The sequence below is a fragment of the Nocardia seriolae NBRC 15557 genome (genome assembly GCF_007990715.1).
In the GTDB taxonomy this organism is placed as follows: domain Bacteria; phylum Actinomycetota; class Actinomycetes; order Mycobacteriales; family Mycobacteriaceae; genus Nocardia; species Nocardia seriolae.
This window is the reverse complement of sequence record NZ_BJWY01000148.1, coordinates 1-16,479: the sequence shown is the minus strand read 5'-3', so window position 1 is coordinate 16,479 and position 16,479 is coordinate 1. Positions and strand designations below refer to the sequence as shown.

The window sequence follows — 16,479 nt, the reverse complement described above, 5'->3', positions numbered from 1 at the left end:
AGTATTAGGTGACCGAGAGCCTACCCGAAGACCCTCAGCGGGCGTCTGAAGTGATCAATTGGCTCCGCAGGCTCCGCCAAGAATCGCTCCGCCATCAAGTCAGAATAAGTACCAAACCCTTACCCTGTGCCCGTTCCAGCCAAGTGAGCACCTTGAATACCAAGGTGCACAATTATTTTCATCGATCTGAACGCGTCGAGACCAGCACCCGGAGTCACACGGCAACAACGTGCGGATCAGCGCCTGATCTTCGATGCGGATGACCTCTACCGTGCGACGGGGAATATCGGACCGACCATCGACGCCCTCCCCGCCGGAACACCGTGAGCGAAGACGTTTCGATCGGATAACACCCGGCCGGGCGGGAGAACCGGCAATAGATCGCGCCCGTGGTGACCAACGATGGGACTCACCCAGGGGGTTATCAATGCTTGTCAACCGTAAGAGAAGTACGCGATCCATCGCCAGACGACTGGGCACGGCCACTGCGGCCGCCTCACTGCTGGCGGTCGCCGGACTGGTCGGTGACTTGGGCGGGACGCTTCCGGCGTCGGCTGCGCCGCCGGAAGCCGGGATGGACAGATTCCTGAAGCAGCAGGTGAAGTGGGGCGCCTGCGACGACTACCCGGGCGGCAGTGAGTTGCCTGGAAAGGGCTTGCAGTGCGCGCGTGTCACGGTGCCCATCGACTACAAGAAGCCGGATGGGAAAACCGCGGAGATTGCGATCTCGCGGCTGGCTGCCAGTGGGCGGAAGATCGGGTCGCTGCTCACCAATCCCGGTGGGCCGGGCGGGCCGGGGCTGGCGGAGCCGGTGTTGCTGTCGAAAACCAAGCTGGCCGAACGCTTCGACATCATCGGCGTCGATGTTCGCGGGCTCGGAGCCTCGACGCCGAGTGTGCAGTGCCAGTCGTCGGCGGAGTCGCAGTTCGATTGGAAGGGCAGTTCGCACGATCGGAGCGACGCGGGTATCGCGCAGACCGAGAAGGATGAGCAGACCTATGTCGCGAGTTGTCGTGCGCGTACCGACAAGGATCTGCTGGAATATGCCGGAACCGTTGATGTGGCAAGGGATTTCGATCTCATTCGTACGGTGCTCGGCGATGAGAAGCTGAACTATCTGGGCTATTCGTACGGGACTCGGCTCGGCTCGACGATCGCCGAACTGTTCCCGACCAAGGTGCGGGCGATGGTGCTCGACGGTGGGGTGGATCCGGCGCAGGGCCTGTTCTCGAGTCAATCGGCGGCCTTCCAGCGCGCCTTCGAGGACTACGCCACCTCGTGCGCCAAGTCCGCGGACTGCCCGCTGGGCACCGATCCGAAACTGGCGACGCAGAAGTTCCGGGAGCTGGCGCTGCCATTGCTCGACCACCCCGTCCCCACCTCCAAGTCCCGCACGCTCGGCTACAGCGCCGCGATCGACGCCGTCGAAACGACGCTCTACAGCCAGAATGCCTGGCCGACGCTCACCAAGGGGCTGACCGAGCTGACCCGGGGCAATGGCGATACCCTGCTGGCTCTGCACGAAATCGACAGCGGCTCCGATTCCAACGTGTTCAACGCGGTGCGCTGCCTCGAGGAGAAGCGGGTCACCGATCGCACCGAAGCCGCCACGCGGGACCGCGAAAACCGCAGCGCCGCACCGTTTCGCGATGACGGGCGCGGAACCGGCAAGGCACCCTTGGACGTCTGCGCCTTCTGGCCGATCAAGCCGACGGCGCAGCCGCACACCCCGAAGGTGTCGGGGTTGCCGAAAATCGTGGTGGTGGCGACCACCGACGACCCCGCCACCCCGTACAAGTCCGGTGTCGCGCTGGCGAAGGCCTTCGATGCCGGTCTGATCACCTATGAAGCCGAGCAGCACACCGTCTTCGGCGACGGTGTCGCCTGCGTCGACGATCCGGTGGTGAAGTATCTGACCGAACTCACCGTGCCCGCCGACGGACTCCGCTGCGCGGCACCTGCCTGAGCCGAAATCCGAAGGCCGGGAACTCCGGTACCGGCCTTACTCGTTTTCACCGTGTGATCTGCTTCTTCGACCCGGCTCACGGCCAGGCCGGCAGGCAAATGTCGTGGCAGCCGCAGTGGGGTGTGGCCCGTACCGTCGAGGTCTGCCAATTCTGTGCGCAACGCCTGCAGACGACGCAGCCGCCATTCTATCAGCCTGTGCAGCAGGGTTATCCGCCGCAGCCGGGCTACGCCGCCGCGGCAGGGCCACAGCACCGGCGCGATGATCGGGGCGGGTGCGGCCGGTCTGGTCGGCGGCATGCTCGTCGGCGAGATGCTCGATGACGACGACGGCTTCTTCTGATCGATTCCTCGATCAAGCGGTGGTCTGATCCCGGAACCGGGCCAGGGATTCCCAGGACCAGGTCAGGCTGCCGTCGGCGAGGTCGGCGAGAACGCCTTCCAGCCAGTGCAATTCGGCGGCGGTGACCGCGCGCGCGTACTCGTCCTCGAGCAGGGTGATGCGCGGCAGCCCGTACTGCCGCGCCTGCGCGGTGCCCGCATCGATCTCATCGAGCGTGGCGCGCAAGGCATTCGCGCGCTTCTCCAGCTCGGACCGCGCGCTGTCGGGGCTCAGCAGCATCAGAAATGACAGCGCCGCAGGGAATTCCGGGAATTCGTTGCGCGGCGTGCTGACCATCTCATTGATCCACGCCAGGCACGCGGTGCGGCCCGCGTCGGTGATCTCGTACACGGTGCGCTCGGGATACTGCTGATCCCGGCCGGTTTCGCGGACCGCCACCAGCCCGGCCTCCAGCAGTCGCGCGATCGTCTTGTAGAGCTGCGCGCGCTGCCCCACATTCACGACCTTGTCCTTGCCCCACTCCTTGATGCGGCGCTGGATGGCGTACGGGTGCATCGGCTCCAGATGCAGGATGCCGAGCACCGCCATGGCCAGGGGCGAGCGCTTGAACTGCGTGGCCTGCGTCGATGCTGTCATGCCCCCATCGTACTAGGTGCTCAAGAACTAGTTTCACAGAACTAGTTGTGTTGAAACTAGTTTGTGTGCCACTATTGAGGAGCAGGCGAACCCGACCAGCACCACACTCCGAAAGGACAGGGCAATGAACACCACCGAGGCCACCGACACCGTCAAGATCCACACCGACCACGCCACCGAGAAGCACCTGGGCGATTGGACCCACGCCTCCTCGTTCGAGGTGAAGGCCCGCTACGGCAGCGTCGTCATCGACCTGCGTTCGCCCTGGATCGAGGGCGAGCAGGAGATCGTGGTGCACGCCGACCTCGACCACGCGATGGTCAAGCTGCTCGTCCCCGAGGACGCGGTCATCGACTACTCGGAGCTGGAGTGGACCGGCCGCGGCAAGGTCAAGGACACGTCCCGCCCGCAGCACGCCGCGGGCCGCGTCATCCGGCTGACCGGTTCCAGCGCCAAGAGCGAGTTCCGCATCCACCGCGGCGGCATCGCGGTGCTGTCGGCCCTGTTCAGCCGCGAGTTCTTCGAGGACGCCAAGCAGGCCCGCAAGCAGGGCCGCACCCCCACCCTGATCGACCCCGCCAACGCCCCGCGCTGACCCGGTCGCGCCGCCTCGGACCCGGCTGCAAACGGGATCCGAGCGAGCCGAAACCCGAAGGCCGCCGCCATCATCGCGATGTCGGCGGCCTTCGCCGTTGCGCGGTCCACCGGGCCGCAGGCAACCGAACGGCAAGCAGCAGTGGCGGCGCGCTATACGGACTGCCCAGCGAACGGCACGGAACAAGCGGTCGCCAGTCCACATGCCCCACTACAGGTGAACAATTTGACCAGCTGACCGGGCTTCCATTGTGGCCACGATCACACAGTGATTGCATCGAGTCATGTTCACCGAGGCTCAGCTGTACTCGCCGGTCACGAAGGGGGCCGACGGCGACGTGACGGTGCACTTGAGCGACGAGCACCCGGGTGTGCACGATCCCGTGTACCGGGCCCGCCGCAACGCCATCGCCGCCATGGCCCTGGATTACCGGCCGGGGGAACCGGTCCCGCGCGTCGAATACTCCGCGGAGGAGCAGGAGGTCTGGCGCATCGTCTCGGCGGAGCTGGCCCGCAAGCGGGAGCGCTACGCCTGCACGGAGGTGATCGCTGCCGCCGAACGGCTGGGGCTGCCGTCGGACCACATTCCCCAGCTCGACGAGGTCTCCGCGAAACTGGTGCCGCTCACCGGATTCCGCTACGCACCGGCGGCCGGACTGGTGCCGCTGCGCGAGTTCTTCGGCTCCTTCGCCGACCGGACCTTCCACTCCACCCAGTACATTCGCCATCACTCCGCCCCGCTCTACACCCCCGAACCCGATGCCATTCACGAAATCCTCGGCCACGCCAATCAATTGGCCAGCCCCCGCTTCGCGGCCCTGTACGAGACTGTGGGCGCGGCGGTCGCCCGGCTCGAGACCGAGCGGGCGCTGAAGTTCCTGGCCGACGTGTTCTGGTTCTCGCTGGAGTTCGGCGTGCTGCGCGAACGCGGCGAAGTCCGTTGCTACGGTGCGGGTTTGCTGTCCTCCTACGGCGAGATCGAGGAGTTCCGCCAGGCCGACCTGCGGCCGCTGGACATTCACGCCATGGGGACCATCGTCTACGACATCACGCACTATCAGCCGGTGCTGTACTGCGCCGAATCCATCACCGAGATCGAGGATGTCGTCGGCGGGTTCTTCGACACCATGACCGACGACACGGTCGCGCGGCTGGTGAGCGTGAACCCGGTCTAGAGCGGCATCCCGGCCTCGAGGAATTCGATGACCCGGATGATCTGCTCTGGGCCGAAGTTGTCCCTGTCGATGAAGCCCAGCATCGCCCCGCTCAACGCACCGGCGAAGATCCGCACCTCGAAATCGTCTGGCGCGCGCCCGATTCGGCGCGCGACCAGCTCGCAGACTAGCTCATTGCTGCGCTCCAGCTCCCGCGCGACCGCACCCCGCAGTTCCGGCACCGAGGAGAGCAGCGCCACCCGCTGCCGTTCGAACTCCCGATCCTCGGGGGCGAGGGCGGCGAACGACTCCAGGGTGGCCTGGCGGAAGGCGGCCAGCACCGACAGGTGCGCGGGCTGCGATTCGAAGGACGCGATCATGACCGGATCCAGATCGTCGGCCATGGCGACCTGTTCCTTGGACGGGAAGTAGCGGAAGAAGGTGCTCGGGGAGATGTCGGCGGCTGCGGCGATCTGCTCGACCGTGGTCTCGTTGTAGCCCTGTTCGCGGAACAGGCGGAACGCCTCGGTGCGAATGGTGCGACGGGTGCGTTCCTTCTTGCGTTCGCGCAGGCCGCCCCCGGCCGCGGTCTTCACCGGGGCCGGGGGCGTCGCGGAGGCCGTCTCAGCCGACATGGACCGATTGTCCCGTATTCACATCCGCGGTCACGACCGGATCCTTGCGTCGGATCACGATCGCGGCCAGCACCGCGGCGATCGCGCAGATGGCGGCGCAGACCCAGAGCATGGCGCTCATGCCGTCGATGAAGGCGCTCTGCACGTGGGACAGCAGGGCCGGGTCGCCCAGCTTGCGGGCCACGCCCACCCCGGCGTTCACCCCGTCGGAGATCGGCGTGCGGTCGAGATCGCCCAGGCCGGAACGGTATCGGGTGGAGAGCACGGTGCCGAGGATGGCGACGCCGATGGTGCCGCCCGCCTGCCGCAGCGCCTGCAGCAGCGCCGAGCCGGAGCCCGCCCGCTCGGGGGTGAGATCGTCGGTGGCCGCGCCCATGGCTGCGGGCATCACGAATCCCATTCCGACGCCGAGCAATACCAGCGCGGCGGCCGCGAAGCCGTAGCCGCTGTCCACGGTGATCAGCGCGCCCATGCCCAGACCCGCTGTGAGCAGCACGAATCCGGCCACCAGCACGGCACGCACACCGACCTTGGGCAGCAACCGATCCACCAGCCGCGATCCCACGGCCAGCCCGCCGGTGAGCGGCAGCAGTCGCACGCCGCTACCGAGCGTGTCGACCCCGAGCACCGCCTGGAAGTACTGCGGCATGGTGAAGAACAGGCCGAACATCGCGAAGTTCACCAGCACCATGAACACCGTGCCCCAGCGGAATCCGGGCTCGGCGAAGAGCCCGAGGTCGACCAGCGGGTGCGCGGTGCGGCGCTGCCACAGTACGAACGCGACACCGAGTACGACACCGGCGGCGATGGAGGTCCAAGCCAGCGCGTCGCCCCAGCCCTGCTGGCCGCAGCGAATGAAACCGTAAGTGATGCCGAGCATTCCGAGCGCCGACAGCAGTGCGCCGAGCAGATCGATGCGGAAGACGTTCCCGCTGTGCGATTCCGGCACCAGCAGCGCCGTCGCCGTCGCGCCGATGATCACCAGCGGCACATTGAACAGGAAGGCCGAGCCCCACCAGTAGTGCTGCAGCAGCCAGCCGCCCACGATCGGGCCCAGCGGCAGGCCGATGGCGGTCGAGGTGATCCAGATGGTGATGGCGCGCTGCCGCTCGCGCTGTTCCGGGAAGAGCGTGGGCAGCACGGCCATCGACAGCGGCATCATGACGGCCGCGGCCAGGCCGAGCACCACGCGACCGGCGATGAGCTGACCGGACGAGGTGGCGAAGGCGCAGGCGACCGAGGCCACGCCGAACAGCAGCAGCGCGGCGAGCAGGAACTTCTTGCGACCGTACCGGTCGCCGAGGGCGCCCGCCGGGAGCATGAAGGCGGCCAGGGCCAGGGTGTAGGCGCTGCTGAACCACTGCAGCGCGGAGGTATCGGCGTGCAGGTCGACCGCGAGGGTGGGCAGGGCGACGGTGAGCACGGTGACGTCGAGACCGATGGTCAGCATCGCCACCGCCAGGGCCCCCAACGCCAGCCAGCGGCGCACTCCCCGAGCTTCCATGACAGATCCAATCATTTGAGAGTTTTTCGATAATGAGAGAGTCTCCCATTTTATAGAGACTGTCAATTCTTGTCACGTCATGCGACTGATGCCTGCCGCGACATGAAGTACTCATCCTGTTACCGTCATCCGGTCCGTTTTGAGATCTGCGACCCCCCAACGGGTCTGGACACGTGAGGTACGAAATGACCGACCAAGCAACCGAATCCGCCGCCGAAGCCCCCCTGCATCTGCAGGGCCGCGATGCCGTGATCGCCGCCGCCGCACCGGAGGACTGGCGCGAGGGCGCGCCCGACTACCACCTGAGCAAGGAAGTCATCCCGGTCGAGCGCACCACCCAGCACGCGCCGGATTCCTTGGAGCACATCGTCGAAGAGCTCGTGAAGGTCTTCGAGATGGAGGTCTCGCACAAGAAGGATCCGGCCAAGTGGGTCTCGCTGGTGGCCGAGCACTACCGCGGCCGGGTCAACGGCGGCCAGTGGCAGGACGCCGAGGAGTTCGCCCGCATCGGCTCCTACAACATCCTGATCGGTGAGAACCCCTTCTACAACGTCGAGGGTGAGGACTTCGAGTCCTCGCACAAGATCTTCCACACCGCCTTCCCGGGCGGCTTCTTCTGGGAGGTCCTCGAGGTGCTGTCCGGCCCGCCGACCGTCGCCTTCAAGTGGCGGCACTGGGGCCGCTACGAGGGTGAGTACAAGGGCCACCAGCCCACCGGCGAGCTCATCGAGATGACCGGCATCACCATTGCCAAGGTCTCCGAGGACCTGCGCATCCTCGAGCTCGAGCACTTCTACGACAACAACAAGCTGCTCGGCCCGCTGGCCCACGGCTGCCCGGTGAACCACACCGCGAATTAAGTTCCGCACGGCCGCAACCGCACTGCGGGTCACCGCGCGCCGGGGCGACCGGTCGGCGTTAGAGTCGGGCGCGATGAGTATCCGCAGGTATTCGCCCAGCCTTCCCGCCGCCGTCCTGGCGCTGGCCACGATCGCGTCCGCCGCGGTGGCCTTCGGGCCGCTGCCGTGCCCGGCAATGGCCCAACCCTCCACCACGACAACGCCGTTCACCACGCCCAATACCGACGGCTGCCCGAACAAGACGGCCCCGCCGCCGCCCATCGACACCTCCGAAGTGCCCGAGCCCGGGAGCACGGCCCCCGCGGCCCTGCCGATTCCGGACTCGCCGGTCGGGGGCAAGCAGCTGGGCGGGTGCGGGGTCATCCTGCCGTCGGGGGCCGGGGCGGTGCCGGAGGGGATTTCGGCCACCGCCTGGGAGGTGGCCGATCTCGACAGCGGACGGGTGATCGCCGCGAAGGATCCGCACGGGCGGTATCGGCCCGCCTCCACCATCAAGGTGCTGCTGGCGTCGGTGGCGATTCCGGCGCTGGATGTGAACAAGACGGTGATCGGCACCCAGGACGACGCCAATGCCGACGGCACCCGGGTCGGGATCGGACCCGGCGGGCGGTACACCAACAAGCAGCTGTTCCAGGCGCTGATCATGGCGTCCGGAAACGATGCCGCGCATACCATCTCGACCCAGCTGGGCGGGGACACGGCGACCGTCGCGAAGATGAACGCGCTCGCGAAACAGTTGCAGGCGCTGGACACTCGCGCCGCCACCCCGTCCGGGCTGGACGGGCCCGGCATGCAGACCTCGGCCTTCGATCTGGCGCTGCTGTTCCGGCACGCCATGACGCTGCCGCTGTTCGCGGAGCTCATCCACACCGAGCAGGTGGACTTCCCCGGCTTCCCGGCGGACCCGAAAAACCCTGACGACAAGGATCATCCGGGCTTCCCCATCGCCAATGACAATCACCTGCTCTACGAGTACGACGGCGCGATCGGCGGCAAGACCGGCTACACCGACGACGCCCGGCAGACCTTCGTGGCGGCCGCCGAACGCAATGGGCACCGCTACGTGGTGACGCTGCTGAAGGCGGATGTGCGCCCGTTCCGCCCCTGGGAGCAGGCGGCCAAACTCCTCGATTACGCCTTCGCCCTGCCCGCGGGCGCGAGCATCGGGAACATGCCGGGCGATGCGGCGAAGACCCCGAGTTCCGATGTGGCGCTTGCCAGTCCACCGGCACCGGCCGAGGCCGCGCCCGCCGCGGACTCGGGTTCGAACAACCACGATCTGCGCGTGGCCCTCATGGTCGGCGGCGTGGTCCTGGTCGTGGTGCTGCTGCTGGCCGCCCGGCGCATGAGCCGCCGCCGCTGAGCATCGCTACCCGCGGCGGCGCATCGAAAGCAGTGTCGCCGCAAGGGCTCCCGCGCCGAACAGTGCCGCGCCGCGTCCGGCCGAGAGCTCGGCGATGGTGGCGCGGGGCCGGATGACGGCCGGGCCGGGCGGCGGAATATCCACGGGTACATCGTTTTCCGACGCGGTCGCCGCCCAGGCGGTGGCGAACAGGATGATCCGCGCGGTGAAATAGCTGAAGACCATGAGGCCGATGATCGGTCCGAAGACGACGCCCGCAGGTCCGTTGACCACCGACTTCAGAATCAGCGACGCCAGCTGCTTGAACCCCTCGAAGACGACCGCGGCGATGAGCGCCGCCTTGGCCGCGCTGTGGAAGGTGACCGGATGCCGCGGCATGCGGGCGATGATCCAGACGAATACCGCCCAGTTGGCCAGGATCGCCAGCAGCAGCGACGCCACCGTGAGCAGCGCCTCGACCCAGGCCGACTCCTCTATATGGAGGCTGTCCAGGATCTTGTTGATCAAACCGCTGGAGGCCAGCACCGACAGTCCGATCGAGACATTGATCGCCACGAACAGCCCGATCAACGCCAGCAGGTCGGAAGCCTTGGATGCGAACCAGTTCCGCGGCTGGAACGGCTGCTCCCACTGCTCGGTGAGCGCGGCCCGCAGGTTGGCGATCCAGCCCAGCCCGGCGTAGGCGCCGGCGATCAGACCGATGGTGCCCACGCCCGCCCGCGACTCGACGGCCTGGTGGATCAGATCGTTGATGGAGTCGCCCGCCGAGCCCGGAATGTTCTCCACGATCTTGTTCTGAATATCGGTGAGCAGCTGCGGGTTTCGCGACAGCACGAACCCCGCCACCGCGAAACCCACCATCAGCAGCGGAAACAGCGCCAGCACAGTGAAATAGGTGATGCCCGCGGCGTAGTAGTCACCGCGTTGGCGCTGGTATCGTCCGCCCGCGCGCACCACGTGATCGAGCCAGGGACGGCGGCGGATCTGCCGTTCGATCCACGCCTTCACTTTGCCGACAACTTGCCCGAACACCGCCCACCTCCACGCACCCGTCCCGCGCGGCGGCCGGGTCAGCGGGCCAGGAAGCCCACCCGGTCGTACACCTGCGCGAGAGTCCTCCCGGCGACCTCGCGCGCGCGCTCCGCGCCGGATGCGAGGATGCGATCGAGTTCGCCCTGGTCAGACATGTATTCTTGCACCTTCGCGCGCAGCGGAGTCACGAACTCGATGAGCGCGTCGGCGGTATCCGATTTGAGGTCACCGTAACCCTTGGCGGCGTAGTCCCGTTCGAGCGTGACGATCGGAGTGTCGGTCAGCGAGCTCAGGATGACCAGCAGGTTGCTGACGCCCGCCTTGGTCTCCGGGTCGTAGCGGATCTCGCGCTCGTTGTCGGTGACCGCGGAGCGGATCTTCTTGGCCGAGACCTTGGGATCGTCGAGCAGGTTGAGCAGGCCCGCGTCGGTGGTGGCCGACTTGCTCATCTTGGCGGTCGGGTCCTGCAGGTCGTAGATCTTGGCGGTGCCGGTCACGATGTGCGGCTCGGGCACCACGAAGGTCTTCTTGTAGCGAGTGTTGAAGCGCTGCGCCAGGTTCCGGGTCAGCTCCAGGTGCTGACGCTGATCCTCGCCGACCGGCACCAGCTGGGCGCGGTAGAGCAGGATGTCGGCGGCCATCAGCACCGGGTAGGTGAACAGGCCGACGGTGGCATTGTCGGAGCCCTGCTTGACCGACTTGTCCTTGAACTGGGTCATGCGCCCGGCCTCGCCGAAGCCGGTGATGCAGTTCAGCACCCACGCCAGCTCGGCGTGCTCGGGCACCTGCGACTGCACGAACAGCGTCGACTTCTTGGGGTCCAGCCCCAGCGCCAGCAGCTGCGCCGCCGAGAGCTTGGTCCGCTTGCGCAGCTCCTTCGGCTCCTGCGGCACCGTGATGGCGTGCAGGTCCGGAATGCAGTAGAAGGCGTCGTACTCGTCCTGCAACCGCACCCAATACTGCAGCGCGCCAAGGTAGTTGCCGAGGTGGAAGGAATCGCTGGTGGGCTGGATTCCGGACAGTACCCGCTGCTTACGCTCAGCGGTCGGCTCAGAACTCGACATGAGCTGAGCGTAAATCGCGCCTCCGCTGCCTTCCGGGGCGGGTCGCGGCGCGGTTGCGGGCATCCGCTCGGCAATACCGGACCGGGCGGTCGAAACAGGTAGCCCGATACGCATGTGCGCAGGTCAGCACCGGCGCAGACTTGTCTTCCGTCCGCTAGGAGGCAAGACATGGACGACAAGGACCGCATCGCGATGGCGTGGCAGATTCACAGCGCCATCATGGATTGGATCGGGAAGGTCGATGTCAAGGCCAGCTTCACACTGACGCTCGATGTCGCCCTGCTCGCGGGAGTGGTCACCCTGTCCAAGGAGGGCGGACTGCTGTCCGGCCTGACGGGGTCCACGCTGTGGTTGTACCGGGTCGGCTGGATGCTGCTGTTCCTGTCCGGAGTCTGCGCGATCTGCGTCGTCTATCCGCGGATCTGGCGTTTCAGGCTGAAGCATGAGGCCGAGCTCGACGGGAACTTCATCTTCTTCGGCCATTTGAAGTCGCTCTCCGAGGCACAGGTCAAGGAAAAGCTGATCCGGGCCGACACGGACAAGTGCCTCACCGCATTGGCGAACCAGCTCGCGCGGGTAAGCCGGATCGCGTGGCGCAGGTACCGGTGGGCGCAGCGGTCGCTGGCCCTCGTCGGCCTCGGTTCGGCGCTGTTGTTGGCGAGCTTTCTCAGTACCTATACGCACGACTGGCGCGGGTAGTTCGCCTACGCCCCGAGGCGCTCCGCGAGGGATCGGGGATCCACGCCGGGCATCGAGGGGCGGCCGGACCCGACCAGGTGCTGTTCGCGGCGGGTGACCAGCTTGTAGAGGGGGTAGCTGGGACCGGTCATGGGAGTGGTGAGGGGGTTGCCGACCAGGGGTGGGGAGATGTGGGCGGTGCGGACGGCGCGGGCCAGGGCGCGGAAGGCGGCCTCCTCGCGCAGGGCCCAGCGCAGGTCGTACATGTCGCGGATGCGCTTGGGCAGGCTGCCCTGGACCAGCAGGGAGAAGCCGGTCAGGGCCTGCTGCACGGGCATCGGGAGCGGGTGGGCGACGCGCTGACCCATGAGGTAGGAGCCGACCAGTTTGGCTTCGTCGGTGAGGAAGGGCTCGTCGGAGGCCAGGTAGGCGTCGAAGTAGTCGCGGAATTCGCGGTAGGTGTAGGGCGCGGCGGCGCGCGGCATGCCGAAGAGTTCACCCCAGCGCACGTAGTCCTGGTAGAGGCCCTCGCGTTCGGTCGGGGTGAGGCGGCGGACCAGCAGATCGTGCATGACCTCGGCGGAGTCGAAGGTGAAGGCCATGGTCATGAACATCAGGTGCGGGTCACGCGCGGAGTAGTGGCTGCCGCGCGGGTTGGCCGCGCCCGCGTCCTCGGGCAGCGCGCCCTCGACCGGGGCGTGCCGCTTGGCGGTGAAAGCCCGTGCGCGGTCGGCTTCTTCGCGGGTGCCCAGGGAGACGGCCTCGAACAGGCGGCCGGTGAGGGCGAGCCGGGTGTAGGGGGTGGTCCGGTGCTGGGTGTGCTCGGCGGTGCCGACGTACAGCAACGGATGCACCGCTCCGATCACCAGGGCCCGCTGCCCGTAGGTGAGACCGACGGCGCGTTTGCGCATGACCCGCCGGATCATCGAGTCGTCGGAAAAGTAGCCGCTCTGTGCCGCACGTGCAGGCATCGTTGCCTCCCGGGTTATGTGACGCGAACCACCGCATCTGGAAACAGGGTCCCCCAGATTTCAGATTCTGGCAAGACCTACTACCAGAATCGCGGCCGTGCCAGAATCGATTCGTGACCGGCCAACGGACCTACGGCGGCATCTCCGCCGACGAGCGCCGCACCCAGCGCCGCGCCGCGCTGCTCGACGCCGCCCTCGACCTCCTCGGCACCGGCGGCATCGGCGGCATCGACAAGCTCACCGTCTCCGCCCTGTGCGCGGGCGCGGGCCTGAACGAGCGCTACTACTACGAGAACTTCGACGGCCGCGACGCCGTGCTCTCGGCCCTGTTCGACGCCATTGCCGAGGAACTGGCCGCCGCCCTGCTGGCGGACCTGCACACCGCCCCCGACGACCCGCGTGCCAAGGCCCACGCCGCCATCACCGCCGGCATCCACGTGCTCACCGACGACCCCCGCAAGGCCCGGGTGGCCCTGCTGGTCAGCACCTCGACCCCCGAATTGCGCACCCGCACAACGCACACCATCAAGGCGTTCGCGAATCTCGTTGCCGCCGAGGGCATCGACTTCTACGGTCGCACCGAAGGCGACCCGAAACCGGTGATCGGCTTCCGCGCGACCTACCTGGTGGGCGGCCTGGTGCAGACCCTGTCCGCCTGGCTCCAGGGCGATCTGCCCATGACCCGCGACGAGCTGATCGATGCCACCACCGACGTTTTCGTGCTGCTGGGCGAGGATCTGGCCCGGGACCTCCGGCACTGATCAGCGCATCAGCGCGACCACGCCGGTGCCGTCGCCGGATTGGACGTAGCAGTGGGTCTCACCGATCGCGAACGGGACCGCCGATCCGTCCCCGTCCGGAATCGATTGCATCCAGCGGACTTTGCTGCTGTGGGCGTCGATGGCGCGCAGGGTGCGGGCCGCCAGCAGATAGAAGGTCGCCCCGGCCGCATAGCCGCCCGCACGCACGGCCGTCCCCGATGCGGCGAGGGTGAGGCTCCACAGCGGGGAGGCGGACCCGTCGGGATTCATGGCATGCAGTTTCGCGCCGTCACACAGGTAGTAGGCGTCGCCGGAGCCGAAGACGGTATCGGTCGGATAGGACAGCGCGGGTGTGCTCCACAGGGCGGCACCGGTTTTCGGGTCCAGGCCGGAGACGGTGTGCACGCCGTCGCTGACCAGCACGGCCCCGCCGACCAGGCCGGAGCCGACGGCGGTGGCGTAGACGCCGGGATCGCCCGCGCGGGACCAGACGGTCGCTCCCGTCGCGAGGTCGAGCGCGGCGATATCGCCGCCGGCGCCGGGACTTCGGGTGTAGATCAGCGAACCCGTGTCGGGAACGTAGAGCTCCTCGGTTTCGCTCGGCGACCGCCACCGCACGGTCTTGGTCCGCATGTCCACCGCCCACACCTCGCGGGTGCTCTTGCCGTGTCCGCTCGCGATGAGATAGAGCACCCAATCGCGAACGCCGAACGCGCCCTCGAGCACGTTCCCCTCGGGTGCGTCGAAGGACCATTTCCGTTGCCCCGTCGCCAGATCCAGCGCGACGGCCCGCTGCCCGCCGGTGTCGGGTTCGGTTTCGCAGACCACGAGCGCGCCGATCCACAGGCCGGAGCCGTGGCCGATGCCGGTCGTGGCGATCGGTAGCCGCCACAGCTCCCGGCCGCCCTGGAGGTCGAGCCCCGTCAGCACCGCGTCGGTTTCGACCACGACTCCGTCTTGCCCGTACCGCAGACCCCGCACCGCACCGTCGGCCCGATGCTCCCAGGCGATGCTGCCCGAGGCCGCCGTCGCCACCGTCGCGCGGGGTGCGGCGCAGGCCGCCGCCGCTCCCGTCGCGAGCAGAATCGCCGCGTCGCGCAACACTTTTCGACGATTGATCAAGGCCCTACCCCACTCGCTGGACACACTGTCGCCGACTATAGGGGTAAGCGGACCGTCTTAAATGCGAAACCGCCCGGCCTTTTCGGACTGAAAAGGCCGGGCGGTCTACGGAACTGCGATCAGCCGACGGCGCCGGTCTTCGGGTCGAGCTGCAGCGTGGGCACGGCAGCGGCCTTGAAGTCGAACATGGCGTCCAGGGTGCCCGCCTTCTCGTCGAACGAGTCGTCGCCGATGCGGCCGGTCTTCCAGTTGTCCTCGATGAACTTCAGCACCGAGGTCTGGTCGGTGAGGCCGTGGTCGACGAAGTTGGCCTTGGCGTAGGGCGAGAGCACCAGCAGCGGGATGCGCTGGCCGTAACCGCAACGACCCTGGTACTTGGCCGGATTCGCCTTGGCGTCACCGCAGGTGCCCGCGGCGGTGTAGCCGTCCTGCTCGGAGGCGGAGTTCATGACGATCTTCGGGGCGGCGTGGTCGTACCAGCCGTCGGAGTCGTCGTAGGCGATGACGACCGCGGTGTCCTTCCACTCCGGCAGCTTCTGCAGGCGGTTGATGGTCTCCACCAGGAACTGCTGCTCGTCGAGCGGATCGGAGTACAGGGCGTGGCCGTCCTGGTAGCCCGCGGCCTTGAGGTAGCTGACGGCGGGCATATTGCCCTTGTCGGCGGCGGCCCAGAAGTCGCTCAGGTCGTACTGGTGATTGGCCTGATCGTCCTTGCCGATCTTGTCGACCGAGGTCGGCGGCAGGTGGTGCGGGTTCGCGGTCGAGGCGAAGTACTGGAACGGCTCGTGGTGCGGAATGTAGTCGCCCTTGGTGCCGAAGGGCAGCGCGCCGTCCTTGCCCGTACCGCCCAGCGCCACACCGACATTGTGGGTCGCGCCGCAGACGGCCTTGCCGTCCTTGGCCTCGGTCGGCTTGAAGCCCTGCTCGAAGAAGCCCCAGCTGACGCCCTTCTTGTTGAGCAGGTCACCGATGGTGGTGCCGGTCATCTGGACGGTGTCGCGGGTGGAACAGTCGTCGCCGTAGGGCTGCGGGTCACCGACCACGGTGCCCTGGCCGCTGCCCGCGTTCTCCAGGACGGTGTCCTCGGGGAACGGCTTGCCGGCCGGCGGCTGGGTCTTGGTGACGCCGTGGGTCTGGCCCGCGACCAGGTTCAGCGCGCCGACGGTGGAGGGGCCGAAGGTGGTGGTCCAGGAGTTGTCGCTCATGGCGTAGTGCTGCGCGTAATTCCACAGCGCGGTAACCGAATTGCCGTCGTAGTAGTCCATGACCAGGCCCTGCGGGCCGTAGAGCGGCGCCTTGCAGTCCTTGCCCTCGGACACGTTGGTGTGCTCGACGAACTGGTCCATCTTGCCGCCGTTGAGGGCGAGCTGCTCGTCCTTGTACTCGTGGTCCTGATCGCAGGTGACCTGCTGGCCGGGGCCGCCGAGGCGCACGGGCTGCGCCTTGTTCGGGTTCTTGGTGAGCAGATCCGGAGTGAGGCCGTCGATCTTCGGCGTGTTCGGCAGCGCCGTGAACTTGGTGCCGTCGGTGTTGGCGGCGTTCGGGTAGGTGCCGAAGTAGTGATCGAAGGAGACGTTCTCCTGGAAGATCACCACCACGTGCTTGATCGGGGTCGCGGTGTCGGTGCTCGCGTCAGCCTTGTCGGACGACGACGAACACGCGGTGGCGCTCAGCGCGACCAGCGCGGCGAACGCGGCGGCAGCGCGGCTTCGTTTACCGAAGCGGCGACGGGCCGAGGCGGGCATGGAACCTCCACAGTCATTCCGGATCGCGTCAGACTGCGATCACCTAGTGTCC

General features: G+C 67.3%; 16 protein-coding genes. 8 read left to right on the top strand and 8 right to left on the bottom strand.

Features of this window, described 5'->3' with window-relative positions:
- Positions 1 to 427 precede the first annotated feature (427 nt).
- Both NS2_RS31150 and NS2_RS31145 read left to right on the top strand, forming a co-directional pair.
- Positions 428 to 1,966, top strand: a complete 1,539-nt coding sequence (locus tag NS2_RS31150; RefSeq protein ID WP_033090894.1) for an alpha/beta hydrolase — start codon at positions 428 to 430, stop codon at positions 1,964 to 1,966.
- A gap of 153 nt (positions 1,967 to 2,119) precedes the next feature.
- The gene (locus NS2_RS31145) at positions 2,120 to 2,308 is read left to right on the top strand and encodes a hypothetical protein (RefSeq protein ID WP_200885926.1); all 189 of its coding nucleotides are present in this window, start codon (positions 2,120 to 2,122) and stop codon (positions 2,306 to 2,308) included.
- A 12-nt stretch (positions 2,309 to 2,320) separates the two neighbouring features.
- On the opposite strand, the gene NS2_RS31140 is transcribed toward NS2_RS31145, so the two are convergent.
- Positions 2,321 to 2,944, bottom strand: a complete 624-nt coding sequence (locus NS2_RS31140; RefSeq protein ID WP_036552308.1) for a PadR family transcriptional regulator — start codon at positions 2,942 to 2,944, stop codon at positions 2,321 to 2,323.
- 124 nt (positions 2,945 to 3,068) lie between these two features.
- Here NS2_RS31140 and NS2_RS31135 point away from each other — a divergent pair, with 124 nt between their 5' ends.
- On the top strand, positions 3,069 to 3,539 hold the full coding sequence (locus NS2_RS31135; RefSeq protein ID WP_033090896.1) for a hypothetical protein: 471 nt from the start codon (positions 3,069 to 3,071) through the stop codon (positions 3,537 to 3,539).
- A 283-nt stretch (positions 3,540 to 3,822) separates the two neighbouring features.
- Positions 3,823 to 4,713, top strand: a complete 891-nt coding sequence (locus tag NS2_RS31130) for a phenylalanine 4-monooxygenase (protein WP_033090897.1) — start codon at positions 3,823 to 3,825, stop codon at positions 4,711 to 4,713.
- Here the strand turns inward: NS2_RS31130 and NS2_RS31125 are convergent.
- Positions 4,710 to 5,327 (bottom strand): acyl-CoA-like ligand-binding transcription factor, encoded by a 618-nt coding sequence (locus tag NS2_RS31125; RefSeq protein ID WP_045439795.1) that lies wholly within the window; start codon positions 5,325 to 5,327, stop codon positions 4,710 to 4,712. The two genes, NS2_RS31130 and NS2_RS31125, sit on opposite strands and share 4 nt — an antisense overlap.
- Complete coding sequence (locus tag NS2_RS31120) at positions 5,317 to 6,831, bottom strand: MFS transporter (protein WP_052086979.1); 1,515 nt, start codon at positions 6,829 to 6,831, stop codon at positions 5,317 to 5,319. Before NS2_RS31120 ends, NS2_RS31125 begins: the two co-directional genes overlap by 11 nt.
- A 185-nt stretch (positions 6,832 to 7,016) precedes the next feature.
- On the opposite strand from NS2_RS31120, the gene NS2_RS31115 reads away from it, so the two are divergent.
- Together NS2_RS31115 and NS2_RS31110 are read left to right on the top strand one after the other, a co-directional pair.
- On the top strand, positions 7,017 to 7,691 hold the full coding sequence (locus tag NS2_RS31115) for a nuclear transport factor 2 family protein (RefSeq protein ID WP_033090898.1): 675 nt from the start codon (positions 7,017 to 7,019) through the stop codon (positions 7,689 to 7,691).
- 73 nt (positions 7,692 to 7,764) lie between these two features.
- The gene (locus tag NS2_RS31110) at positions 7,765 to 9,054 is read left to right on the top strand and encodes a D-alanyl-D-alanine carboxypeptidase family protein (RefSeq protein ID WP_033090899.1); all 1,290 of its coding nucleotides are present in this window, start codon (positions 7,765 to 7,767) and stop codon (positions 9,052 to 9,054) included.
- A 6-nt stretch (positions 9,055 to 9,060) separates the two neighbouring features.
- Here the strand turns inward: NS2_RS31110 and yhjD are convergent, their stop codons facing one another.
- Positions 9,061 to 10,086 (bottom strand): inner membrane protein YhjD, encoded by a 1,026-nt coding sequence (yhjD, locus tag NS2_RS31105; protein ID WP_081986315.1) that lies wholly within the window; start codon positions 10,084 to 10,086, stop codon positions 9,061 to 9,063.
- 38 nt (positions 10,087 to 10,124) lie between these two features.
- On the bottom strand, positions 10,125 to 11,150 hold the full coding sequence (gene trpS, locus NS2_RS31100) for a tryptophan--tRNA ligase (RefSeq protein ID WP_033090907.1): 1,026 nt from the start codon (positions 11,148 to 11,150) through the stop codon (positions 10,125 to 10,127).
- Between the two features lie 168 nt (positions 11,151 to 11,318).
- Here trpS and NS2_RS31095 point away from each other — a divergent pair, with 168 nt between their 5' ends.
- Positions 11,319 to 11,849 (top strand): Pycsar system effector family protein, encoded by a 531-nt coding sequence (locus tag NS2_RS31095; RefSeq protein ID WP_045439791.1) that lies wholly within the window; start codon positions 11,319 to 11,321, stop codon positions 11,847 to 11,849.
- 5 nt (positions 11,850 to 11,854) lie between these two features.
- Here the strand turns inward: NS2_RS31095 and NS2_RS31090 are convergent, their stop codons facing one another.
- Positions 11,855 to 12,799, bottom strand: a complete 945-nt coding sequence (locus NS2_RS31090) for an oxygenase MpaB family protein (RefSeq protein WP_033090901.1) — start codon at positions 12,797 to 12,799, stop codon at positions 11,855 to 11,857.
- A 113-nt stretch (positions 12,800 to 12,912) separates the two neighbouring features.
- On the opposite strand from NS2_RS31090, the gene NS2_RS31085 reads away from it, so the two are divergent.
- Positions 12,913 to 13,560 (top strand): TetR/AcrR family transcriptional regulator, encoded by a 648-nt coding sequence (locus NS2_RS31085; protein WP_033090902.1) that lies wholly within the window; start codon positions 12,913 to 12,915, stop codon positions 13,558 to 13,560.
- Here the strand turns inward: NS2_RS31085 and NS2_RS31080 are convergent, their stop codons facing one another.
- Both NS2_RS31080 and NS2_RS31075 read right to left on the bottom strand, forming a co-directional pair.
- Positions 13,561 to 14,664: an outer membrane protein assembly factor BamB family protein gene (locus NS2_RS31080; protein WP_186817623.1), complete on the bottom strand. Its 1,104-nt coding sequence runs from the start codon at positions 14,662 to 14,664 to the stop codon at positions 13,561 to 13,563. It abuts the gene before it with no gap.
- Positions 14,665 to 14,801: 137 nt separating this feature from the next.
- Entirely contained in the window at positions 14,802 to 16,427 is a 1,626-nt protein-coding gene (locus NS2_RS31075) for a phospholipase C (protein WP_033090904.1), read from the bottom strand.
- Positions 16,428 to 16,479: the final 52 nt, after the last annotated feature.